Raw genomic sequence first — 23,392 nt, forward strand, 5'->3', positions numbered from 1 at the left:
ATCGGCTGCACATTGCCGGTAGTGCCGGCCGCTGGCCGGCTCCCGACCCTGCGTGAAGCCGGCCAGCGGCCGGCACTACCAACAGCACCAACAGCACCAACAGCACCAACAGCACCAACAGCACCAACAGCACCAACAGCACCAGCAGCACCAGCAGCGACGGCGCGTCTTACCCCGCCGGCAACGTCAACGTCGCCCGCAATCCCGGCGCGGCATTGGCCAGCACCAGGGTGCCGCCATAACTCTCGGCGATGTCCGCCACGATCGACAATCCCAGCCCGCTGCCCGAAGCCCGCTCATCCAGCCGCACGCCGCGTTCCAGCACACGCTCCAGCTGCGCTGCCGGTAGCCCGGGGCCGTCATCGGCCACGGTGATGCGCAGCTGCGTACCGTCCTGCGCTACGTCCACGCGCACCGCCCGCGCGGCCCACTTGCCGGCATTGTCGAGCAGGTTGCCCAGCATCTCTTCCAGATCCTCGCGCGCGCCGGCGAAAACACCGGTGGCGGCACTATCGCATTCAAAACGCAATCCGCGCGCCGCATGCACACGTTGCATCAGCCCGCACAGCGCGCTGGTCACCGGTGCCACCGGCGTGCGCTGCCGGCTGTCCGCGCCCAGGCCTGCGGCCAGGTAGCGGTCGATGCTGGCCTGCATGCGTGCGGTCTCGCTGCGCAGGGTCTGGCGCCAGTCGCTGCCATCGCCTTCGGCTTCGGTGGTGAGCACGGTCAGCGGGGTCTTCAGGGCGTGGGCGAGGTCTTCGGCGCTGCGGCGTGCGCGCACCATCATGCGCTGATGGTGGTCGAGCAGCGCGTTGAGCTGGCCGGCCAGTGGCGCGACTTCCTTCACCAGGCCCTGCTGCGGGAAGCGCACGTTCTCGCCGTTGCGCACCTGCGCGGCGATACGCCCGAGGTCGGCCAGCGGCCGCAGGCCGTAATGCACCTGGGTGACCAGCACGGCGAACCACAGCGCGATCAGCACGGCCAGGGCGAGCGCGGTGCGTTGCCGGAAGCTGGCGACCTGCGCATCCAGCTGGCTACGGTCGGTGGCGACCATCACGATCACCGGCGCGGCGGCGCGGGGCAGGGTGACCTGCTGGGCCAGCGCCCGTAGCGGTTGCTTCAGTGGCCCGCTGAGGTCGATGGCCTGCGCCGGCCCGGACCGCAGCCCGGCCGGCGCTGCGAGCGATTGGTCCCACAGCGAGCGCGATTGCGCGAGCGGGCGCCGCTGCGGGTCCAGCACCTGCCAGTAGTCGCCGGAGAACACACGCCGGTAGCGCTCGTCGGCCAGCGGCTGGCGCCATTGCAGCCGGCCGTCGGCATCGGTCTCGGCCAGCGCCAGCACCGCGATCAGCTCGTTGCCCAGGCGCTCGTCCATCGCGCTGCGCGCCGAGCGCTCGAACATCGCGCCCAGCCACCAGGTGGCCAGTGCCGAGACCAGCACCAGGCCCAGCCCACCGGCGACCAGCAGGCGCGTGCGCAGCGACCCGGTGCTCATGGCGTCGCCGACAGGCGGAAGCCCTGGCCGCGGTGGGTGTGGATCAGTTCGCTGCCGAGCTTGCGGCGGATGCGCCCGATCAACACGTCCAGCGTATTGGAGTCCGGATCCAGGCCATCGTCGTAGACGTTCTCGCCCAGCCGCGCGCGGCTCAGCACGGTGTCGGGGTGGTGCATGAAGTAGCTGAGGATGCGGTATTCCTGCGCGCTGAGCGCCAGCGGTGCGCCGTCCAGCTCGAAGCGGCCGGCGTTGACGTCCAGCACCAGCGGGCCGCACTGCAGGCGCGGATGCGCGTGGCCGGCGCTGCGGCGGATCAGGGCGCGCAGGCGCAGCAGCAGTTCCTCGGGCTGGAACGGCTTGGTCAGGTAGTCGTCGGCGCCGGCATCGAAGCCGGCCAGCTTGTCGTGCCAGCGGGCGCGTGCGGTCAGTACCAGCACCGGAAAGCCGCGCCCGGCCTGGCGCCAGCGCTCGATCACGCTCAGCCCGTCCAGGCCAGGCAGGCCCAGGTCGACCACCGCCGCGGCGATCTCCTCGATCTGGCCCAGTTCCTCGGCCGCGCGGCCTTCGCTGCTGTGCATGACCACATAGCCGGCGTCCTCGAGCAGGGTCTGCAGGCGGCTGGCCAGCAGCGCATCGTCTTCGGCAAGCAGGATCCGCATCAGTCTTCTTCCATTTTCAACAGGCGGCCGCTGGCGGCGTCGTAGTCCAGCTCCATCACCACGCCGTTGGCGCCGAGGATCTCGATTTCGTACTTGTCCCCGTCCAGCTCCACTTCCACCAGTTGTCCCGGATAGCGCCGCAGCGCGTCGGCCAGCACGGTTTCCAGCGGCACATAGCGGCCCTGGCGGACTGCCTGGCGCACGGCCTGCTGCTGGCGCTGGCCACCGTCGAGCGCCCGCGCCGGGTCCGGCGTGGCGGCGGTCAACAGCAGGGGCAGCAGCAGGCTCAGGGCGGGCATGGGCAGTGGGGAAGGCAGCAGCGATGCACACGGTATACGTGTGCTGTCTAAACATTGTCTAACAGGCGGCCTCATGGTCCGGTTAACCCGGCTTGCCAGACTGGCGGCGCCGGGATCCACCGGTGACCCTTCTGGAGACCCCCATGAACATCCGTACCCTTGCCGCCGGCCTGGCGCTGGCCCTGGTTGCCACCCCGGCCCTGGCCGCCGACCTTTCCGCCGCCGATGTGCAGGCCAAGCTGCGCGCGGCCGGCTACACCCAGGTGCACCAGCTCGAACGCGAGGACGGCCTGTGGGAAGCCGATGTCAGCCGCGCCGATGGCAGCGTCGATGAAGTGATCATCGATCCGGCCAACGGCGAGATCTTCGATCCGCGCGGCAACCGCAGCGTGCTCGATGCCGGGCAGATCCTGGCGCTGGCGCAGAAGGCCGGCTACACCCGGATCGAATCGTTCGAGCGCGAGGGCGCCACCTGGGCGCTGGAGGCGCGCAATGCCCGCAACCAGCGCGTGGAGGTGCGCCTGAGCGGCTATGACGGGCGGGTGCTGTCGAGCAAGCGCGATGGCTGGTTCGACTGACCACGGCTTGGCGCTGCAACGCAAACGGCCGGGTTGCCCCGGCCGTTTGCCCGTGTGGATCGCGGTGGCCGCCTACCAGCCGGCCGGCGGCGGGTAATCCCAGTAGCCGCCGCGCCCGTACCCACCGTAGCCACCGCCGTACGGGCCGTAGAAGCCTGGGCCGTTGCCCTCGCCAACCCGGATGTTGAGGTTGAGGCTGTGGGTCTTGCCTTCGTCGGTGGTGTAGTTCTTGTTCAAGTTCAGCTCGGCCTCGTTGTAGTGGCTGTTGCCGAAATTCTTCGAATACCCGATCCCGGTGGTGAAGCTGCCGTTGACCCGCAGCTTGTCGTCGGTGACCTGGGCGATGCCGTTGGCCGCGCCGGGGCGATCGACCGCGCGGCGGCCGGTCTTGTCGCCGTAGAACGTGCCCGGCGGGTCGCCGCGCAGCGTCGGATCGTTCAGATACTGCATCGGCGCATCGGGCAGTGCCAGATTCAGGTCGGTCGCCGACTGCGGCCCGGTGGCACCGGCCGCGGACTGGGCCAGGGCGACGCCGGGGGCGAGCAGGCACAGCAGCAGGGTAAGCGGGCGGATCATGGCAGGGCTCCGGGGCGGGCAGGTCAGGTGGCCGACGGCGTTGACGCTAGCACCGCGAGTTTGAATGATGCCTGTCATGGGCCCGGTTGCAAGCGGAACTTCAGCCCAGCCGGCCGAACCCGAACAATTCGGCCAGCCGGTGCCGGCGCCCCTCGACGCGCGCGCGCAGCAGCCCGGCGCCGATCATCGAGTAGGTGATGCCGTTGCCGCCGTAGGCCATGGCGAACAGCACCCGCGGCCCCCACTGCGCATGCGCGCCGAAGAACGGCAGGCCGTCATGGGTTTCGGCGAAGGTGCCGGCCCATGAAAATGCCGGTTGCAGCGACAGCTGCGGGAACAGCCTGGCGGTCTTGCCCAGCAACCGGGCCGCCTTGGCCGCCACCCGCCGGTCGCGCCGCGCCGGGATGTCCAGTGCATCGTCTTCGCCGCCGACCAGCAGGCGGTGGTCGCCGGTGCTGCGCAGGTACAGGTAGGGCCGGGCCGATTCCCAGACCATGGTGGTGGCCAGCGCGCCGAGCAGGTCCGGGTCGATCGGGTCGGTGATGAAGGCGTAGCTGCTGCGGTTGCGCGCCACGCGCTGTTTCAGCCAGTGCTGGCCGGCATAGCCGGTGGCCAGCACCACGTGCCGACAGCGGATCTGCAGGCCGTCGGCGGTGGTGGCGGTGACCCCGCGCGCGGTCGGCACCAGGGTGTCGAGCACGGTGCGGTCGTAGACGCCCACGCCGCGTTTGCGCAGGCGCATCAGCAGCCGGTAGGTCAGCCGGTACGGATCCACCCGGGCGGCCAGGCCGCTGAGGATGGCGCCGGGCGCATCGATGCCGAATTCCTGCTGCAGTGCCGCGGCCTCCAGCCAGCGCACGTCGAAGCCATGGCGGCGGCGCAGCGCGAACTCGGCGTGCAGCACGGCGTGGTGGCCGCGTTTGCTGGCGTAGTACAGGCTGTGCATGGGGTGGCAGTCCACCCCGCTGAAGGCGCCGGCCACCGCGCGCAGGGCCGGGATGGCCTCGGCGCAGGCCTGGTAGGCCAGCACGGCGGCGTTCTCGCCGTAGCGCTGGGCCAGGTCGACCAGGTGGGTGTCGATTTCATACTGCAGCAGCGCGGTGCTGGCGGCGGTGCTGCCCCAGCCGATGTCGCGCTGCTCGATCAAGGCCACGTCGTGGCCGTGCGCGGACAGTTCGTCGGCGATCAATGCGCCGCTGATGCCGCCGCCGACCACCAGCACATCGCAGTGCAGGTTCCCGTGCAGCGGTGGGAAGGCGTGCATCAGGCCGTTGCTGACCGCCCAGAACGGGTACCCGCTTTTGAGGTCCATGCTCAGGCCGTGGGCCGGCCGGTGTGCGGGGTCTGGATCAAGCCGGTCAGGTCGAAGCCCTGCTGGCGCGCCTGGGCCAGGTAGTGCTCCTGCACGACGGCATCCAGCGCGGGGGTACGCGCCAGCAGCCACAGGAACTTGCGGTCCGGGCTGCCGACCAGGGCCACGCTGTAGTCCGGGGCCACCTGGATCACCCAGTAGTCGCCCTTGGTGAACGGGATCCAGCGCAGGCCCTTGGGCAGGAAGCTGACTTCCAGCCGTGCGCTGTCGTTGTCCACCACGCAGGCCTCGCCGACCGCCTCCTCGACCTGTCCGTCCAGGCGGCAGCGGTTGTGCACCTGCACGTTGCCGTTGTCGAGCAGGCTGTACTGCGCCGACACATCGGTGCAGTTCTCCGGCTCGTGGTGCATCGGCAGGCGGGCAATTTCATACCAGGTGCCCAGGTAACGCGGCAGCTTGAGGTCCGGTACGGTTTTCAGTTCGGCGTGCTCGTTCATCGCAGGCAGGTGGGGATAGTGGCCCCCACGATGCCGAGCGCGCTGCCATGAGGGAGTGAAGCCGAAGCGAGGGCGGCGTCGAGAACAGTGCGTTGCCGGTGCGGGGTGCTGCGGTCGGCGCCCCGGGGCTATGCTGCCGGTGGGCGTGCCGTGCGCCCGTTGTCGACAGCCAGGGAGTTGCGGATGTACCAGGTGATCCTGCTCAAGAGTGAAACCGGCTTTGCCCGCCAACGGTGGGAGACGCTGGACGAGGTGGTCGAGCACGAGGGCGTCAGCTATTCGCTGCGCGCCGGCCCGCGCCAGCCGCTGCCCACCGACCACGCCTGGGATCCGGTGGCGGTGTATGCGCCCGATGAAATCAGCGAAGAGGAATTCCAGGACTGGTACCTGGCCCTGCAGCCGCAGGTGGAAGAGCTGCGGCTCAAATACTGACGGCGCATACCCGGTGTGGACCGGCCGCGGTTTATAGTCGCGGGCAGGCGCGGTGGTCCGCGCGAACCCTGTGGTGCCGGCTTGTCCTTCCGTCCTTTCCGTTCCTTCCTGCGGCCGCTGGCCTGGCTGATGATGTGCGCCTGGCTGGGGCTGGCTCCGCTGGCCCTGGCCCAGGCCGATGCGCCGGGCGAGGGCGATCCGATCGCACAGCTGGCCCAGGCCGACAGGGAACTCAAGCAGATCCAGGCCTCGCTGGACGATGCCGACACCCGCGATACGCTGCAGACCCTGTCCGACCGGGCCCTGGCCGTGCAGCGCGATGCCGATGCCGCGCGCAATGCGCTGCAGCCGCAGCTGGAACAGATGGACGCACGGGTGGCGCAACTGGGCGAGGTCGTCGCGGGCACCGTTGAACCCCGCGATATCGCCCTGCAGCGCAAGGCGCTGAACCAGCAGCGCAGCGACATCGCCTCGGCGCTGGCCCGCGCCAAGCTGCTGGCCGGCGACGCCAGGCAGCTGGGCGCGACCATCGAGAAGATGCGCGTCAGCCAGTTCAGCGAGGAGCTGGCGCGCAAGGTCAATTCGCCGCTGTCGCCGTCGTTGTGGAAGCAGTTCGCCACCCATGTACCGGCCGACTACCGGCGGCTGCTGTCGCTGTACCGGCAGGGCGAGGGCACCGCGCGCAAGGCGATCGCCGAGCATGGCTGGAGCGCGCCGCTGACCGGGCTGGCGGTGGCGCTGCTGATGTTGTTCCCGCTGCGGCTGTGGCTGCGCGCGGCCGGGCGCCGCTACGCGGCTTCCGAGCGCGCGCCCGACGGGCGCCTGCGCCGTTCCGGCCTGGCGGTGTGGTTGCTGGCGGTGGGCACGTTGCTGCCGGGCCTGGCCGCGGCGGTGCTGGTGGCCGTGTTGCAGAACATCGGGGCGATTCCGCCGCGGCTGGAGCAGCTGGCCCTGCACTTCCAGGTGGCCACCTTCGTGGCGGCCTTCATCAGCGCCCTCAGCGCCTGTCTGCTGGTGCCCAAGCGCCCCTCCTGGCGCCTGCTGACCCTGGACGACACCGCTGCCTGGCGCCTGCGCAAGTACGCCTGGTGCGCGGCCGGGCTGACCTTCCTGAGCATCCTGCTGGTGGAGATCAACCGTGCCTCGCGCACCAGCGAGATCACTACGGTGGCGGTGGACGGGGTGATCGCGATCGCCTACATGGCCCTGATCATCGCCATCCTGGTATCGCTGGCGCGCCTGCATCACCGCCAGGCCGAGGAGGCGCAGGTCAAGCTGGATGCGCAGGCCGAGGGCGGGGCCAAGCCGGCCAAGGCGCCGGTGCGGCGCAGCGGCTGGATCATCCTGGCCCGGCTGGCCGGGCACCTGGTGGTGGTCGCGGCGGTGGTCGCCACCCTGCTGGGCTACCTCAACTTCGCGCTGTTCGTGGCCCAGCAACTGGTGTGGGGTGCGGTGGTGCTGCTGGCCGCCTCGCTGCTGCTCAAGTTCGCCGATGATTTCGCTACCTGGCTGTTGTCGCCGGCCAGCCGTGCCGGGCAGGGCATCGTGCTGACCACCGGGCTGACCGAGGCCCGGGTGGAGCAGGCCGGGGTGTTGCTGTCGGCACTGCTGCGCGTGGGGGTGATCCTGCTGGCGGTACTGGCGTTGACCGCGCCGTTCGGCAACCTCAACGGGTTCTATGGCGCGCTGGATTCGCTGTCCAACGGCTTGACCATCGGCAGCACCACGCTCAAGCCCAGCAGCGTGCTGTACGCGGTGCTGGCGTTCGTGCTGGTGTGGGCGGTGATGCAGGCCTTCCAGAACTGGCTGACCAACACCTACCTGCCCAAGACCGAACTGGATGCCGGGGCGCGCAACTCGATCAGCACCGTGACCCGCTACCTGGGCATCATCGCCGCAGTGCTGTGGGGCTTGACCGCGCTGGGGATCGGCTTTGAGAAGCTGGCGCTGGTGGTCAGTGCGTTGTCGGTGGGCATCGGTTTCGGCCTGCAGGCGATCACCCAGAACTTCGTGTCGGGATTGATCCTGCTGGCCGAGCGCCCGGTCAAGATCGGCGACTGGATCAAGCTGGGCGACCAGGAGGGCGATATCAAGCGGATCAGCGTGCGCTCGACCGAGATCCAGGTGGGCGACAAGTCGACGCTGATCGTGCCGAACTCGGAGTTGATCACCAAGACCATCCGCAACATGACGATGGGCAACGCGCAGGGCCGCATCCAGATCCAGTTCTCGGTACCGTTGAACACCGATGTGGCGATGCTGCGGCAGATCCTGCTGGACAGCTATGCCGAGCACCCGGGGGTGCTGGACAACCCGGCGCCGTCGGTGTTCATCGATGCGATCGCCAACGGGCAGGTGGCGATCAACAGTTTCGCGTTCGTGCCCAGCCCGCGGGCGGTGTACGGGGCGCGCAGCGACCTGTATTTCACCGTGCTGGAGAAGTTCGCCGCGGCGGGGATTGCCTTGTCCTCGCCGACCGATGTGCATCTGGTGCGGGATCCGGGCTCAGCGCAGGAACGGCCGGTCTAACCAACGCAGCGCATGCCGGGCCCCGCTTGGTTGCTTCTGTTGCTGTTGCTCATGATTTTGAATTTGATCTACCTTCCCCCTTGGAGCGAGCCGAGCATCGCAGCGGCGTCGGGGGCGAAGAGGCGCGGGTGTTTGAGCGCAGCGAGTTCCGCGCCGTCCCCCGACGCCGCGAGAAGCGCAGGGAACCGGCGGGCGTAGCCCGACGGCGAGCGGATGGGGGCGTGTTCTTTGGTTACTTTCTTGCACGAGCAAGAAAGTAACTCGCGCCCCGAAGGGGCACGAAACGCTGTTGACGTTGGACTTCTACGCGAAGCGGAAACAACAATAACGGACTACCCGCGGTTGCCGCGCCGCGACGGCACCAGCGCGAAGGTGTCCACGGCCAGCTTTTCGGCATGGTTCAACCATGCGCGTACTTCCAGGTCATCCACTTCGTGGTCCAGGCCGAAGCTGACGTTGATGCGGCCGTCGGCATCGGGTTGTACCCATTGCTGGGCCACCACCACCTTGCGTTGCGACGACACCGCTTCGATCCAGAAGCCGCGGTCGGGCGACTGCCTGGCCACCAGTTGCAGCATGTACTGGCCGGCGCGGGTGCGGCGGCCCTTCTGGGTGATCATGTGCGCCTGGCGGATGCTCGGGCGCGGGCCGCTGGACGGGTCCAGCGGGCCGTCCACGGCAAAACCGCTGCGCAGCTGGTCGTCGCGGTACAGCTTGATGCCCTTGTCGCGGTTGACCAGCAGCGCGCACCAGTCGCCGTCGGCCGATCCATCCTCGAAGGCGGTGCAACGGTCCACGTAGGCCAGCGTGTTGGCCGGATCGGCCAGGTCGAACTGCTTGGAGGTGTTCTCCAGGTAGACCGACTTGAGGTCCCAGCGCTTGTCGTATTCCAGCAGCACCGGCGGTTGCACGTGCTGCAGGCCGATCACCACCTGGTTGTCCTGGTCGATGCGCAGCTGGCGGGTCTTGTCGCCCAGCCACAGCGAGCGCGAGAACGCCAGGTAACGCGGGTAGTCCTTGCCGTTGTCGCGGAACACCGCCGCGCTGGCACTGTCCGACCGTTCCGGGTGCAGCAGCGAGCGGCCGAAGCCGATCGCATCGATGGCCGGGTCGATCAGGCTCAGCAGGGTGGCGCCGGAGTCCAGGGTCGAGCCGGCCGGGGTGGCCAGCTGGCGCGGCGCGATGTCCTTGCCGAGGAACAGCAGCAGGTTCTCGCGCTTCTGCTTGGCCAGGATGTGGCTGAGATCGTTCGGCATGGCCAGGTGGTCGGAGGCGATCACGATCAGGGTGTCCTGCCCATACGGACTGGCCTGGATGCGGTCGACCAGCTTGGAGATCAACCGGTCGGTGCAGTTGAGCGCATTGAGCATGCCGATGTTGCCGTGCGCGCTGCGGTAGCGGGTGCCCTTGCAGGCCACCGGCAGGTGGCCGGCCGGGTGGTGGGTGTCCATGGTCAGCGTGGTGAGCATGAACGGCTCGCCCTTGCGCGACAGCTGCACGAAGCGGTCGTAGGCCTTGTCCAGCAGCACATCGTCGTGCACGCCCCACGGCGAGAAGTGCGCGCGGGTTACCTTTTGCTTCTTGAACCAGGCCAGGTCGTCGACGGTGTCGTAACCATGGGTGGACAGGAACTGGCCCTTGCCGGCGAACTGGCCGTTGGCCCCGCCCAGGTAATGGTTGGTATAGCCCTGCTGCTTGAGATAGTCGCCCAGGCACACCGCCTCGGGCAGGAAGCTGCCCATGCGGCCCATGCTGTTCTCATCTTCCTTGGCGGTGGTCAGCGGCACGCCGCACATCGAGGACACCAGCCCGGCGATGGTCCAGCCGCCGCCTTCGGCCGAGACCAGTCCGCGCACGTCCAGCGCCTGGCTGGCCAGCCGGTTGAGGTTGGGCATCAGCGCCGGGAAGGTGGTTTCATCCAGGTAGGTGCGCTCCAGGCTTTCGCCGTAGATCCACACGATGTTGCGCGGCTTGCCCAGCGGCTGCTGCGGCACGCGGTATTCCGGCGCCACCATGCTGTAATCCACCGGGCGCATCTGCTGGTACAGGCGCTGCCCGTCGCGGTACAACGGGCTGACCGCGATGGCCACCAGCCACATCAGCACGAACCCGCCGAACACCTGCCGGCCGTGTACGCTGGCCGGCGTGCGGCGTACCCGGGCCACCGCCAGCGGCAGCAGCGAGACCACCGCCAGCACGATGAAGCCGGCGATATAGCCCTTGAAATCGGCGATGCCGGCGCCTTCCATGTCCGCGCCCAGGTGGTACAGGGTGGCCGCGTTGAGGCCGTCTCCGGAGAGCTTGTTGATCAACCACCAGGCACTGAGCGCCAGCAGCAGCAGCGACATCAGGCTGGCCTTCCACCACATCCATTTGTCCGATGCGAGGAACAACCCGGTGAGCAGCAACAACGACAGCAGCAGGATCCAGAGCATAGGCGGTATCGGCAGCGGAGACAGGTGGTGATGGACGCCGGCACTGCGCGTTTCCCATCCGACCGGCTGTGCCAACCACACTTGCATGACAAGCCGATGACTGGATCATGCCTGCCCGAACCTGACTGAAATGTTTGTTGAAAACCGCGCGCGCTGCACTACAACGCCTGGCGATTGCAGGTGTAAAACGTGCGTGAAAATACGCTGCCGCCGCAGTGGGCCGCTGCCTGCATGCGCGTTGGTGAATACGCCGGTACGCGGCGTATTCAACGATGCCCGCGTTCTTCCTTGGCGCGTGCGCGCCGATCGAACAGCACCGCACTGACGATGATGCCCAGGCCGAGCAGCACGCCGATCAGCATCAGCATGAAGGCGATGGCCGGATAGCCGAACAGGTGCCAGCCGGTGTCGACCTTCATCATCATTGCCGCGGCCAGGATCAGCGCGGCGGTGACGATGCCGGCCGAGACCCGGTTGGCGATCTTCTGCAGGTTCTCCATCAGCCGCGATTCCTCCAGCCCGGTCACCTTCATCTGCAGGCGGTTCTCGGCCAGCAGCGCCAGGATGTCCGACAGCTTGCGCGGCCCTTCGCGCAGCAGCTGCTGCACTTCCATCGCTTCGCTGGCCAGGTTGGCCGCCGACAGCGATTTCTTCAGGCGCGCGCGCATCACGTGCTGCAGCTGGCGCTCGACGATGCGGCGGGTGTCCAGCTGGGGCGACAGCAGCCGGCATACGGTTTCCAGGTTCAGCAGCGCCTTGCCCAGCAGGCTCAGTTCCGGCGGCGTGCGCAGGCCGCTGGCGGTGGCGATACGCACCAGGTCCAGCACCACCCGCCCTTCGGAGAAGGTGTTGTTGGCCGCGTAGCGGGCGATCATCTGGCCGGTTTCGCGCAGGTAGCGTTCTTCGTCGAACGCCTCCAGCCGGGTGCTGATGCCGATGATCTCATCGGCCACTTCCTCGCCGCGGCCGTCCACCGCGGCGAACAGCAGCTTGAGCAGGCGCTCGCGCAGGCGCGGCGGCATGTGCGCGACCATGCCCAGGTCGAAGATCGCCAGCCGCCCCTGCGGGGTGACGCGCAGGTTGCCCGGGTGCGGGTCGGCATGGATTTCGCCATGCACGAAGATCTGGTCCAGGTAGCCGCGGATCAATGCGGCGGCCAGCGGCGCCATCGGTTCCTCGGTGCGCCGCACGTCCGGGATCATGTCCACGCGCACGCCCTGGGCCAGTTCCATGGTCAGCACCCGGTGGCTGCAGTAGTCCCAGACCGGCTGCGGCACCCACAACTGCCGGTAGCGGCGCAGGTGCCGGCCGAAGCGGTGCAGGTTTTCCGCTTCGGCCTGGTAGTCCAGTTCCTGCATCAGGGTCTTGGCGAATTCGTTGAGCCAGTCGCGCAGGCGCACCCGGCGGCCAACCTGGGTGAGATGGTCGGCGGCCAGCGCGAAACTGCGCAGCACCTCCAGGTCCGAGCGCAGCTGCGCGGCCACTTCCGGCTTCTGCACCTTGACCGCCACCTCGCGGCCATCGTGCATCTGCGCGCGGTGCACCTGGGCGATCGAGGCGCAGCCCAGCGGCACCGGGTCGAAGCTGGCGAACAGCTTGCCCACCGGGGCGCCCAGTTCCTGTTCGATGATGGCGTGGATGCGCTCGACCGGGATCGGCGCCACCTTTTCCTGCATCCGCTCCAGCGCCGTGGCGAACTCCACCGGCACCATGTCCGGGCGGGTGGACAGCATCTGGCCCAGCTTGACGAAGGTGGGGCCCAGCGATTCCAGGTCGGTGACGAACTGTTCCGGGTTACCCTCCTGCGGCACGTCGTGGACGGCGCGCGCATCCAGGTTCATGCCGGAGAACACCCCGGAGTTCCGGTAGCGCAGCAGCAGGCGCAGGATCTGGCTGCGGCGGTTCATGCCCGTGACCAGCGACGGCGAACCGGGGGGAAGGGGCGTGGTATTCAAGCAGGGGCTCCGGGGCGGGGTCACCGGCAGTGTCGCCGGGGCGCGGTGGTGGGCCGGTGAATCCGTGCTGCGCTACCGCCCCGGCGCCCGGATCGGGCAGAATCCACGCTTCTGCTCGCTCTATTGGATTGCCATGGCCGGTGCCAGCCTGTTTGCCCTGCTCGATGACATTGCCGCGTTGCTGGACGATGTGTCGGTCCTGACCAAGGTCGCGGCCAAGAAAACCGCCGGCGTGCTCGGCGACGACCTGGCGCTGAACGCGCAACAGGTGACCGGGGTCAATGCCAACCGCGAACTGCCGGTGGTGTGGGCGGTGGCCAAGGGCTCGCTGGTCAACAAGGCGATCCTGGTCCCGGCGGCGCTGGCGATCAGCGCGCTGGAGGCCTGGCTGCGCGGCAAGGGCTACCCGGTGCCGATCGTGGTGCCGCTGATGATGATCGGCGGTGCGTTTCTGTGCTTTGAAGGCGTGGAAAAGCTGGCCCACCGCTTCCTGCACTCGCGCGAGGAGGACGGGCAGGAACGGGCCGCGCGGCTCAAGGCGCTGGCCGATGAGAAGGTGGACATGGTGGCCTGGGAGAACGACAAGGTGAAGGGCGCGGTGCGCACCGATTTCATCCTGTCGGCCGAGATCATCGTGCTGTCGCTGGGGGTGGTGTCGGCGGCGCCGTTCCTCAACCAGGTCACCGCGCTGGTGGTGATCGCGCTGGCGATGACAGTATTCGTCTACGGGCTGGTGGCCGGCATCGTCAAGCTCGACGACCTGGGCCTGTACTGGTCGCGCAAGGGCGCGGCACTGGCCGCGCTCGGCCGCGGCCTGCTGGTGGCCGCGCCGTGGCTGATGAAATTCCTGTCGGTGGCCGGCACCGCGGCGATGTTCCTGGTCGGCGGCGGCATCCTGGTGCACAACGTGCCGGCGCTGCACCACCTGGTGCTGGAGTGGGGCGGCAGCAACGCGCGCTGGGGCTGGCTGGTCGAGGCGCTGGGCAACATGGTGGTCGGGCTGATCGCCGGTACGGTGGTGCTGGCGGTGGTGATGGGCGTGCAGAAACTGCGCGGCAAGAAAGCGGCGCACTGAGGCGCTGCGGTCCGCGCGGGATCGTCGCTGGCCGGGCAGGGCCCGGCCCCGCCGGGGCGCGGTTTCAGGCAGCCTGCACGCGGTTCTTGCCCACGCGCTTGGCCGCATACAGCGCGGCATCGGCGCGCCGCAGCAGGGTGTCGGCATCTTCGCCCGGCTGCCATTGCACCAGGCCGGCGCTGAAATGCACCGGCACCCGCTGCGCCTCCAGCGGCAGCGGCCGCTGCGCCAGCGAACGCTGCAGGCGCAGCAGGGTCGACATGCTGTCGGCGCCCGGGGTTTCGGGCAGCAGCAGCACGAACTCGTCGCCACCGATGCGCGCGATTGCATCGGTGCTGCGTACCAGCAACCGGGACACCGTCACCAGGTGGCGCAGCACCGCGTCGCCACCGGCATGGCCGTACTGGTCGTTGGTCTGGTGGAAGTCGTCCAGGTCGATCAGCGCCAGCGCCAGCGGGTGCGCGTGGCGGCCGGCGCGGGCCAGTTCGCGCTCGAGCAGTTCATCGAAACCGCGCCGGTTCAAGGCACCGGTGAGCGGGTCGGTGCGCACCAGCCCGGACGCTTCGCGCAGCTCCTGCTCCAGTTCGGCGATGCGCTGCTCGGCCAGTTCCACCTCGCGGCGTGCATTGCCCAGGTGGTCGCGCGCCTGCAGGGCCTGTTCCTGTACCCGCCCGGTGTCCTGCAGCACGTCCTGCAGCAGCTGGCTGAGGTCGGCGATGCTGCGCGCTTCCTTCAGCGCCAGCGCATAGCTGCTGATCCGGTCGTGGTACTCGCCGGTGCTGACCGCCATGCCGTCCAGGCGTTCGATGAAGCCACCCATCAAGTGCTTCATCGCGGCCTTGGATTCGACGATGCCCTGCTTGAGCAGGCCTTGCTTGTAGATCACCTCGCGCAGGTTGGCGCGCGCCTGCTCGACCGAATCGCGGTCCAGCGGCCCGCCGATCAGTTCGCGCACCGCGTGCACCTGGCTGTGCAGCCAGCTGCTGTCGTCGAGCAGTTCGCTGATGTTGTCCAGCAGCAGGTCGAACAGGCTCAGCAGCAGTTCCTGCTGTTCCTGCCAGCCATCGCTGCGTACCCCGATCTGGTGCGACAGCTCGCGCAGGCGCAGCTCCAGCGGCTGCAGCGGCTGGCCGGGGTGCCACAGCTGCAGGTCGGCGGCGATCCGGGCCGGTTCGTCCTTCAGCTCGGGCATGTTCTGCAGCAGGCTGGCCACGGTCACGCCCAGGGTGTGGCGCAGCAGGTCGCGCAGGCGCAGGCTGTCGGGCTGGCCGTCCGGGCTCTCCTGCTCGATGGTGCGGATGTACTTGTCGATCAGCTGGCGCATCGCGCGGCCATAGCTGACCCAGTCGGCGCTGCGTTGCGCCGATTGCAGGCGCAGGCCCATGTCGCCCAGCTCGCCGGGCAGGGTGGACATGCCGTTGGCGAACGCCGCCAACAGCGGCTCGGGCGTTTCGATGCCGGCAAACAGCCGCTGCAGCATGGCGCTGCTGCCGCCCTTGGGCGTGGCGGCCGGTGCCTCGGCGTCCACTGCCGCACGCCCGGCCTGGCGGCGCGACAGCAGCCGGCCCACGGCGGTGCCGGGGCTGGGGGGAGCGTCGTGCGGGTCCGACATGCGGCAGGTCCTTGGCGGGTCACCGGCCAGGTGGCCGGACGGGGGAAGAGGTTGGAACGGTATCGGCGGCGGCCGCGCCGGCTTTAACCCGGCGTTGTGCCACGATGGTAGGCAATCTGGAGCCAGGGCGGTGCGATGAAGGTGATGCTGGTGGGGGCGACCGGGCTGGTCGGTGCGCAGGTGCTGCAGCAATTGCTGGACGATCCGCGCTGCACTGCCGTGGTGGCGCCGACCCGGCGCGCGCTGGCGCGGACCGACCCGGCCCTGCACAACCCGGTGGTGGACTTCGAGCAGCTGCCGGTCCAGGCCGGCTGGTGGGCGGTGGATGCGGTGGTCTGCGCGCTGGGCAGCACCCTCAGGCAGGCCGGCAGCCGCGCCGCCTTCGCCCGGATCGACCACGACTACCCGCTGCAGGTGGCGACCCTGGCCCAGGCCCACGGCGCGCAGGCCTTCGTACTGAATTCGGCGATGGGGGCCAACCCGCGTTCGCTGGTGTTCTACAACCAGGTCAAGGGCCGCCTGGAGCAGGACCTGCGTGGGCTGGCCTATCCGGCGCTGACCCTGGTGCGGCCGGGCCTGATCGGCGGCCAGCGCAGCCAGCGGCGTACCGGCGAGCACCTGGCCGGCGTGGTGCTGGGGGCGCTGGGCCCGGTGCTGCCGCGCGCCTGGCGGATCAACCCGGCAGCCAACATCGCCGCGGCGATGGTCGAGGCCGCGCTGGCACCGCGCCCGGGCGTACACGTGGTCGGTTCGGCGCAGCTGGCCTGAAGGAGGCCGATCCGGGCACCGGCCCGGCCGCTGCGCTACCCTTTGTGCCCCTTATGCGGCTGCCGTCATGTCCGTCGAAAAGAACCAACGCGATCTCGAAGCCGGTATCCACACCGATCTGCAGGGGCGCCTGACCTACGCCGGCTACCTGCGCCTGGACCAGCTGCTGTCGGCCCAGCAGCCGCTGTCCAGCCCGCCGCATCACGACGAAATGCTGTTCATCATCCAGCACCAGACCTCCGAGCTGTGGCTGAAGCTGTTGGCCCACGAACTGCGCGCGGCGATCGGCTTCCTGCAGCGCGACGAGGTCTGGCAGTGCCGCAAGGTGCTGGCGCGCAGCAAGCAGGTGCTGCGCCAGTTGACCGAGCAGTGGTCGGTGCTGGAGACGCTGACGCCCTCGGAGTACATGGGCTTCCGCGACGTGCTGGGCCCGTCTTCGGGCTTCCAGTCGCTGCAGTACCGCTACATCGAGTTCCTGCTGGGCAACAAGAACGCGCAGATGCTGCAGGTGTTCTCGCACGACCCGGCCGGCCAGGCGCAGCTGCAGGAAGTGCTGGACGCGCCCAGCCTGTACGAGGAATTCCTGCGCTACCTGGCCCGCTTCGGCCACCCGGTGCCGGCCGAGTACGCCGGCCGCGACTGGCAGCAGCCGCACGTGGCCGACGATGCGCTGCACCCGGTGTTCGAGCGCATCTACCAGAACACCGACCGCTTCTGGCGTGAGTACGCGCTGTGCGAAGACCTGGTGGATCTGGAAACCGCCTTCCAGCTCTGGCGCTTCCGCCACATGCGCACGGTGATGCGGGTGATCGGCTTCAAGCGCGGCACCGGCGGCTCCAGCGGGGTGGGGTTCCTGCGCCAGGCGCTGGAACTGACCTTCTTCCCGGAGCTGTTCCAGGTGCGCACCACCATCCGCAACGACGACCCGATGCCGCCGGACGCCTGAGCGGGCATGGTCCGCAATAAGCCTATTCATATTTGCCGGGCCCATCCGCCGTACGGTGCGGCAGGCCCCGCCGTTGCTGCGCTGCCGGTCCGGGACCGGCAGTTGCAGATGCAAGTTCAGCGACCATGCCGCCAGCGGCACCCATCAGCGTGTATTTGACGTGAACGTGGTTGGTCTGGGATTCTCCCGCGCTGCTTTCGCACATCGGACGTGCTTGTCTTCCACCGAACCCAGGAATCCCGCATGAGCGTAGACGCCGCCGCGAAATCCGTTCCCGACCCGGCGTTGCCGGAGTTCAAGACCACGCTGGGCCATCCACGCCCGTTGTGGATGCTGTTCATGACCGAATTCTGGGAACGCTTCGCGTTCTACGGCATCCGCTGGGCGCTGGTGCTGTACATCGTGGCGCAGTTCTTCGAGGGCGACTCGGCCGGCCAGGCCGCCGCCAGCCGCACCTACGGCGCCTACCTGGCGCTGGTCTATGCCGCGGCCATCTTCGGTGGCTATGTCGCCGACCGGGTACTGGGCTACCAACGCTCGATCCTGACCGGTGCGGTGATCATGGCGGCCGGCCTGTTCATGGTCGCCATGCCGAACAAGGAAGTGTTCGAACTGGGCCTGGCCACCATCATCATCGGCAACGGCCTGTTCAAGCCCAACATCTCCACGATGGTCGGCAAGCTCTATGGCCTGAAGGACGAGCGCCGCGATTCGGGCTTCACCATCTTCTACATGGGCATCAACATCGGCGCGATGATCGCCCCGGTGCTGACCCAGTACCTGGCCGAACGCGTGTTCGGTACCCAGGCGATGCCGTCCTACAAGATGGTGTTCATCGCCTCGGGCATCGGCATGCTGATCAGCCTGGCATGGTTCTACGTCGGCCGCGCCGGCCTGAAGGGCATCGGCGCGCCGCCGGTGGGCGCCGAAGGCTATGGCCGCATCGTCATGGTGTTTGTCGGTGCGATCGTGGCCATCCCGGTGGCCTACTTCCTGCTGTCCACCGGCGCCACCGCGCTGGCCTGGATCCTGGGCGTGATGTTCATCGCGCTGGGCGTGCTGCTGCTGGTCGAGGGCATCCGCGAAGGCAAGGTACAGCGCGACCGCGTGATCGCCATGCTGATCATCTTCACCTTCAACGTGATGTTCTGGATGTTCTTCGAACAGGCCGGCAGCTCGTTCACCTTCCTGGCCGACAACATCGTCAACCGCAACCTGGGCGGCTGGGAATTCCCCACCGCCTGGTTCCAGTCGGTCAACTCGGTGGCGATCATCACCCTGGCGCCGCTGGTGGCCTGGATCTGGATCAAGCTGGGCCGCGCCAATCCCTCGATTCCGCGCAAGTTCGGCCTGGGCCTGCTGTTCAACGGCGCGGCGTTCGCGCTGCTGATGCTGGCCCTGTCGAGCATGGTGGTGGACGGCAAGATCCCGTTCTGGACGCTGTTCATGGTCTATGTGATCCAGTCGGTCGGCGAGCTGTGCCTGTCGCCGATCGGCCTGTCGATGGTGACCAAGCTGGCGCCGGTGCGTCTGGTCGGCTTCGGCATGGGTGGCTGGTTCCTGTCCACCGGCATCGGCAACAACCTGTCGGGCATCTTTGCCGGCGTGGTCAGTGGCGAAGGCGGCATGACCGTGGAATCGGCGCTGAAGGGCTATACGTTCGGGTTCTGGGCGTTGATCATCTCCGGTGCGGTGCTGTTCCTGCTCGCCCCGCTGATCAACAAGCTGATGCACGGCGTCAAGTGAGGTCTGCGATGCGCATGAAGGCAGTGGGTTGTTCGATGATCGTGGCCGGCCTGCTGGCCGCGTGTTCACCGTCGGCGCCTACCGCCGCGCCCGCGCAGCCGCTGGACACCACCGAGCAGAAGCCGGCGGTGGCCGATCCCGGCCAGCCGGTGGCCTCGGGCAATACCCCGGCCGCGGCGGACATCGCTGCGATCGCCGGGCTCAACGCGCAGTTCGATCCGGGCCGCGATCCGGTCGCCGACCTGGCCACGGCCAAGGTCGAGGCCAAGCGCGGCGGCAAGCGCATCGTGCTGGACGTGGGCGGTGAGTGGTGCTCGTGGTGCCACCTGCTGGATGCGTTCATCGAAGGCGATGCGCAGATCCGCAGTTTCCGCGATGCCAACTATGTCTGGATGAAGGTCAACTACAGCGAAGACAACGAGAACGCGGCGTTCCTGTCGCAGTTCCCGGCGATCAAGGGCTACCCGCACCTGTTCGTGCTCGACGCCGATGGCAAGCTGCTGCACTCGCAGTTCACCGGCGAGCTGGAGGCCGACAAGGGCCAGCCCAAGGGCTACAACCGCGAACGGTTCTTCGCCTTCATGAAGGACTGGGCGCCCGCCAAGGCGCCGTGACCGGAGAAAAAGCCGCGGATTCCGCGGCTTTTTTTGGTTCTTCGCCCCTATGCGGGGCAAGCAGAAAGGTGCTTTGACGCTTTCCGGGCGCGGCCGTCGGCGGGTCGGGCGCTCGGCCCCCATGCCCTTTCCGGCGAATGTCCCCCGGCGTCGGCCTGCGGCCGCCCCCTCCTCCTTTACTTCGCCTCCAAGGGCATGGGGGCCGAGCGCCCGACCCACCGACAGCGCCAGAAAAGCCTGCCTTCCCATGCGCGCCGCAAGCCGAGCTCCGTAGCGGCCGGTAGGCTCCTGGGCAAAGTAAAGGAGGAGGCCGCGACGCGGCCGGGGGACATTTGCGCCAGGGGCCTACCGGCTGCTACGGGGCCCTCACGCTCGCGACAGGCCCGATCGGAGACGCCAGCCGATCCAAATGCCCCCCCCCCTGCACACCTGACCACCCGCATAGCGTCGTGCTCACGCTGCGACGGCCCTTGCGACAGGTCGCTCCCCTGAAATCGGAGAAAAAGCCGCGGATTCCGCGGCTTTTTTTGCTCTTCTCGCCACGGTGGGAAGCACGCACGGGGGATCCCGCACTCCGGCGTCACACCTGCCCCTCAATTTACGCGTACCGCTGCCGTTACCTCCAAGGACCTCATGCCGCGCGTGTTTCGTGGCGCACACCAACGGACGGATACGCATGCAGCCGGGCACCAGCGACAGCACTTCGGACACCAGCCTTGAAGTTACCGGCGGGGTAAGCCTGCCCCCGGTGGACGTGCTGCTCGACGACCACGGCACGTTGGACGGCGGCGATGCGCACGACGATGCGCCGGCTCCCGGCGCCATCCGCTACCGGCTGCCGCTGGTGGCCGTGCCGGACAACGTGCTGCTCAAGGCCGCCGTGCAAAAGCTGGTCGACCAGAAGGCGCAGCTGGACCTGCTCGCGCGCAATCCGGCCCTGGCCGGGCTGCTGCCGGCCGACTGGCAGGGCAGTGGCCTGCGCGCGGTGGACCTGCAGGGCTTCGTGCTGTCGGTGCTACCGTTCCTGCACAACGCCGCCAAGGCCGACACCGCACCGGCGCGGCTGCCGCTCAGGCACGTGCTGGGCGACACCGGGCGCTGGGGCCGCGACGACGTGGACGAGCCCAAATCGCTGGCGTTCTTCCTGGCCAGCGACGACCGCGCCAGCGCCGGGGCCAAGGACCCGGCCGAAGCCTACCTGGTCGGCGCGCTCGGCCTGGCCTGGGCGCACGAAGGACGCACCCGCCCGGGCTTCCTGCGCCAGATGGGCTACGACAGCATGGCCGCGCGGGTGAACATGCTGCCGTACCCGGCGCCGGCCCAGCTGGCGCTGTACAGCGTGGTGGCGCATGGCGTCAGCCAGGTCTGGTGCGTGCTGGACCGGCGCAAGCTGCGGCCGCTGCTGGCGCCGTGGATCAGCGTGCCGTTGCTGACCGCCTATGGCGTGGTGGCGCCGGCGTCCTGGCCGTCCTCGTTCCCCGCCGTGGACGAGGTGGCGCAGATGCTGGCCGGCGCCCGCGCCGGCAAGGGGCCGGCCGAAGTGGACCTGGTCAAGGTGGCGGCCAAGGTGAAGCAGGACGCCTCGGCCGAAACCTGGATGCCGGTCAGCCTGCTCCAGGTAGGCACCTGGGCACCGCGTTGGGGCTACTTCATGGCCACCTTCATCGGCCTGCCCTCGGCCCTGCTGGTGCTGGCCGCACTGGCCCTGCCCAACGCCATCGAAGCGGCCGCCGTGGCCGCCTCGCTCGGCTTCGCCGGCGGCGCCATCGGCGCGCTGGCCGCACCGTGGGTGCACGCGCGGCGAAAACATCTCAGCTGAAGCGCGACGACCAACGGTCGTCGCCTACCGCGGTAGGCACCCACCGTTGGTGGGTACGCCGTCTGGAGGAAAAGCCCCCTTGGAGTCCAAGGGGGCGCGCCGAAGGCGCGGGGATGTGGGTGATGGTGAGTGGGGCCCGCGTTTTGCGCAGCAAAGCGTGGGAGCGGGAGCGCGAATGCGCTATCGCTGGGTAGGTACCCACCGTTGGTGGGTACTGGCGTCAGATCACCCCTCATCCATCTTCTGCAGGCCTTCCCCGGCCAGGCGCAGGATCAGCGTCTCCAGCATCTGTTCCTCTTCCTCGCTGAGCACCGACATCAGCTTGCGGGTGATCTCGATCACCAGCGGGGCGATGGTTTCATACACCTCGAAACCGGCCGCCGACAGCGCCAGCACCGACCGGCGGCGGTCGTCGCCATGGGTTTCGCGCCGGATGAAACCGCGCTCCAATAGCCGGGCCACGGCGCGGCTGACCGCCACCTTGTCCATCGCAGTGCGGTCTGAGACCTCACTGGCCGACGATCCCGGGTACAGCGCCAGGATGGTGATCACCCGCCATTCGGGAATGGCCAGGCCGTAACGGTCGCCGTACAGCTTGGCGATATTGCCGCTGACCCGGTTGGACAGCACGCTCAGCCGATACGGCAGGAACTGCTCCAGGTCGAGCAGGGCGTGCGAGGCGCGGATGCTGCTGCTGGGATCGGGCGGGCTCATGCTGCGGTGCACCTTGATGGTGGTTTCATGTGAAACTATAAACCTTAGTTCCGGACTCCGCATTCTCGCGGGTCTGCCCGTCTCCCGCACCTGGTTTTTTCCGATGCGGATTTGCCTTGGAGCCACATCATGACCAGCCAGCTGAGCACCGCCTCCCACGCCCCCAACCCGGGCATGCAGGTCACCACCTTCGAAAACCCGATGGGCATCGACGGTTTCGAGTTCGTCGAATTCGCCGCCCCGGCCGGACGTGGCGGCGAACTGCACACCTATTTCCGCAAGATGGGCTTCACCGCGGTGCTGCGCCACAAGCGGCGCGCGATCACCGTCTACCGCCAGGGCGCGGTCAATTTCCTGGTCAACGAAGAGCCCGATTCGTTCGCCTCGGACTTTGCCGAGAAGCACGGCCCGTGCGCCTGCGGCTTTGCGATCCGCTTCAAGAAGCCGGGCGAAGAGGTGCTGCAGATGGCGTTGGGCAACGGTGCCGAAGTGGTCGACTTCCGGGCCGACAGCAAGGCCGTGCCGGCCCCGGTGATCAAGGGCATCGGCGATTGCATGCTGTACCTGGTGGACCGCTACGGCGCGGACGGCAGCATGTTCGACGCCGACTACGCACCGATCGAAGGGGTCAACCAGCACCCGACCGGCTTCGGCCTGACCTTCATCGACCACCTGACCCACAACCTGTACTTCGGCAACATGCAGCAGTGGTCCAATTACTATGAGCGCCTGTTCAACTTCCGCGAGATCCGCTACTTCGACATCAAGGGCCTGAAGACCGGCCTGGTGTCCAAGGCGATGACCGCGCCGGACGGCATCGTGCGCATCCCGCTCAACGAATCGTCCGATCCCAAGAGCCAGATCAACGAATACCTGGACGCCTACAAGGGCGAGGGCATCCAGCACATCGCCTGCTTCACCGAGAACATCTACGACACCGTCGAGGCCATGCGCGCGCAGGGCGTGGAGTTCCTGGATACCCCGGACACCTATTTCGAGGTGATCGACATGCGCGTGCCCAACCACGGCGAAGACGTAGCGCGGCTGGCCCGGAACAAGATCCTGATCGACGCCGATCCGGAAACCCACCAGCGCAAGCTGCTGCAGATCTTCACCACCAACAGCGTCGGCCCGATCTTCTTCGAGATCATCCAGCGCAAGGGCAATGAAGGTTTCGGCGAAGGCAACTTCACCGCGCTGTTTGAGAGCATCGAACGCGACCAGATCAAGCGCGGCGTGCTGTAACGTTGTCAGGGCCGGCCACCGCCGCCCCAACGGCGGCGCCGGGTTCCTTCCGGCGCCATACCCCGTTTCCCCGCCAGGACACGCAC

20 protein-coding genes are annotated in these 23,392 nt (G+C 68.2%); 10 read left to right on the plus strand and 10 right to left on the minus strand.

Annotated elements, in window-relative coordinates; genetic code table 11:
• Positions 1 to 169: 169 nt before the first annotated feature.
• From IC535_RS17455 to IC535_RS17465, 3 genes are read right to left on the minus strand one after another with little or no spacing between them, the layout of a single operon-like run.
• The gene (locus IC535_RS17455) at positions 170 to 1,495 is read right to left on the minus strand and encodes a sensor histidine kinase (RefSeq protein ID WP_228885846.1); all 1,326 of its coding nucleotides are present in this window, start codon (positions 1,493 to 1,495) and stop codon (positions 170 to 172) included.
• Positions 1,492 to 2,154 (minus strand): response regulator transcription factor, encoded by a 663-nt coding sequence (locus IC535_RS17460; RefSeq protein WP_228885847.1) that lies wholly within the window; start codon positions 2,152 to 2,154, stop codon positions 1,492 to 1,494. Before IC535_RS17460 ends, IC535_RS17455 begins: the two co-directional genes overlap by 4 nt.
• Positions 2,154 to 2,453 (minus strand): PepSY domain-containing protein, encoded by a 300-nt coding sequence (locus IC535_RS17465; protein ID WP_228885848.1) that lies wholly within the window; start codon positions 2,451 to 2,453, stop codon positions 2,154 to 2,156. The genes IC535_RS17460 and IC535_RS17465 overlap by 1 nt, the downstream gene beginning before the upstream one ends.
• Before the next feature lie 143 nt (positions 2,454 to 2,596).
• On the opposite strand from IC535_RS17465, the gene IC535_RS17470 reads away from it, so the two are divergent.
• A complete protein-coding gene (locus IC535_RS17470; protein ID WP_228885849.1) occupies positions 2,597 to 3,031 on the plus strand; it encodes a PepSY domain-containing protein in 435 nt (144 codons plus the stop codon).
• Positions 3,032 to 3,103: 72 nt separating this feature from the next.
• Here the strand turns inward: IC535_RS17470 and IC535_RS17475 are convergent, their stop codons facing one another.
• From IC535_RS17475 to IC535_RS17485, 3 genes are all read right to left on the minus strand, one after another.
• Entirely contained in the window at positions 3,104 to 3,607 is a 504-nt protein-coding gene (locus tag IC535_RS17475; protein ID WP_228885850.1) for a hypothetical protein, read from the minus strand.
• A gap of 100 nt (positions 3,608 to 3,707) precedes the next feature.
• Entirely contained in the window at positions 3,708 to 4,919 is a 1,212-nt protein-coding gene (locus tag IC535_RS17480) for an NAD(P)/FAD-dependent oxidoreductase (RefSeq protein ID WP_228885851.1), read from the minus strand.
• A gap of 2 nt (positions 4,920 to 4,921) precedes the next feature.
• On the minus strand, positions 4,922 to 5,416 hold the full coding sequence (locus IC535_RS17485) for a lipocalin family protein (RefSeq protein ID WP_228885852.1): 495 nt from the start codon (positions 5,414 to 5,416) through the stop codon (positions 4,922 to 4,924).
• Between the two features lie 183 nt (positions 5,417 to 5,599).
• Here IC535_RS17485 and IC535_RS17490 point away from each other — a divergent pair, with 183 nt between their 5' ends.
• Both IC535_RS17490 and IC535_RS17495 read left to right on the plus strand, forming a co-directional pair.
• Positions 5,600 to 5,848 (plus strand): hypothetical protein, encoded by a 249-nt coding sequence (locus IC535_RS17490; protein WP_228885853.1) that lies wholly within the window; start codon positions 5,600 to 5,602, stop codon positions 5,846 to 5,848.
• 129 nt (positions 5,849 to 5,977) lie between these two features.
• Complete coding sequence (locus IC535_RS17495) at positions 5,978 to 8,377, plus strand: DUF3772 domain-containing protein (RefSeq protein ID WP_228886017.1); 2,400 nt, start codon at positions 5,978 to 5,980, stop codon at positions 8,375 to 8,377.
• Between the two features lie 332 nt (positions 8,378 to 8,709).
• Here IC535_RS17495 and IC535_RS17500 read toward each other — a convergent pair whose 3' ends face one another.
• Both IC535_RS17500 and IC535_RS17505 read right to left on the minus strand, forming a co-directional pair.
• Entirely contained in the window at positions 8,710 to 10,812 is a 2,103-nt protein-coding gene (locus tag IC535_RS17500; RefSeq protein ID WP_228885854.1) for a phosphoglycerol transferase I, read from the minus strand.
• A 266-nt stretch (positions 10,813 to 11,078) separates the two neighbouring features.
• Positions 11,079 to 12,767: an ABC1 kinase family protein gene (locus IC535_RS17505; RefSeq protein ID WP_429000369.1), complete on the minus strand. Its 1,689-nt coding sequence runs from the start codon at positions 12,765 to 12,767 to the stop codon at positions 11,079 to 11,081.
• A gap of 133 nt (positions 12,768 to 12,900) precedes the next feature.
• Between IC535_RS17505 and IC535_RS17510 the strand changes: the two genes are divergently transcribed.
• The gene (locus tag IC535_RS17510; protein ID WP_228886018.1) at positions 12,901 to 13,842 is read left to right on the plus strand and encodes a DUF808 domain-containing protein; all 942 of its coding nucleotides are present in this window, start codon (positions 12,901 to 12,903) and stop codon (positions 13,840 to 13,842) included.
• A 64-nt stretch (positions 13,843 to 13,906) separates the two neighbouring features.
• Here the strand turns inward: IC535_RS17510 and IC535_RS17515 are convergent, their stop codons facing one another.
• Positions 13,907 to 15,454, minus strand: a complete 1,548-nt coding sequence (locus IC535_RS17515; RefSeq protein WP_228885856.1) for a GGDEF domain-containing protein — start codon at positions 15,452 to 15,454, stop codon at positions 13,907 to 13,909.
• Between the two features lie 135 nt (positions 15,455 to 15,589).
• On the opposite strand from IC535_RS17515, the gene IC535_RS17520 reads away from it, so the two are divergent.
• The 5 genes from IC535_RS17520 (at position 15,590) to IC535_RS17540 (ending at position 21,347) form a co-directional block, all read left to right on the plus strand.
• Positions 15,590 to 16,222, plus strand: coding sequence for an NAD(P)H-binding protein (locus IC535_RS17520; RefSeq protein ID WP_228885857.1), 633 nt, complete (start codon positions 15,590 to 15,592; stop codon positions 16,220 to 16,222).
• A gap of 67 nt (positions 16,223 to 16,289) precedes the next feature.
• Positions 16,290 to 17,168, plus strand: coding sequence for a tryptophan 2,3-dioxygenase (locus tag IC535_RS17525; protein ID WP_228885858.1), 879 nt, complete (start codon positions 16,290 to 16,292; stop codon positions 17,166 to 17,168).
• 243 nt (positions 17,169 to 17,411) lie between these two features.
• Positions 17,412 to 18,914, plus strand: coding sequence for a peptide MFS transporter (locus IC535_RS17530; RefSeq protein ID WP_228885859.1), 1,503 nt, complete (start codon positions 17,412 to 17,414; stop codon positions 18,912 to 18,914).
• An 8-nt stretch (positions 18,915 to 18,922) separates the two neighbouring features.
• Entirely contained in the window at positions 18,923 to 19,528 is a 606-nt protein-coding gene (locus IC535_RS17535) for a thioredoxin family protein (RefSeq protein WP_228885860.1), read from the plus strand.
• Positions 19,529 to 20,204: 676 nt separating this feature from the next.
• Positions 20,205 to 21,347 carry a hypothetical protein gene (locus IC535_RS17540; protein ID WP_228885861.1) on the plus strand — a complete coding sequence of 381 codons (1,143 nt, stop codon included), beginning with the start codon at positions 20,205 to 20,207 and terminating at the stop codon, positions 21,345 to 21,347.
• 225 nt (positions 21,348 to 21,572) lie between these two features.
• On the opposite strand, the gene IC535_RS17545 is transcribed toward IC535_RS17540, so the two are convergent.
• Positions 21,573 to 22,061 carry a MarR family winged helix-turn-helix transcriptional regulator gene (locus IC535_RS17545; protein WP_228885862.1) on the minus strand — a complete coding sequence of 163 codons (489 nt, stop codon included), beginning with the start codon at positions 22,059 to 22,061 and terminating at the stop codon, positions 21,573 to 21,575.
• 174 nt (positions 22,062 to 22,235) lie between these two features.
• Here IC535_RS17545 and hppD point away from each other — a divergent pair, with 174 nt between their 5' ends.
• The gene (hppD, locus tag IC535_RS17550; RefSeq protein ID WP_429000377.1) at positions 22,236 to 23,306 is read left to right on the plus strand and encodes a 4-hydroxyphenylpyruvate dioxygenase; all 1,071 of its coding nucleotides are present in this window, start codon (positions 22,236 to 22,238) and stop codon (positions 23,304 to 23,306) included.
• The last annotated feature ends 86 nt before the right edge of the window (positions 23,307 to 23,392 follow it).

The sequence above is a fragment of the Stenotrophomonas rhizophila genome (assembly GCF_020857975.1).
Taxonomy (GTDB): domain Bacteria; phylum Pseudomonadota; class Gammaproteobacteria; order Xanthomonadales; family Xanthomonadaceae; genus Stenotrophomonas; species Stenotrophomonas rhizophila_C.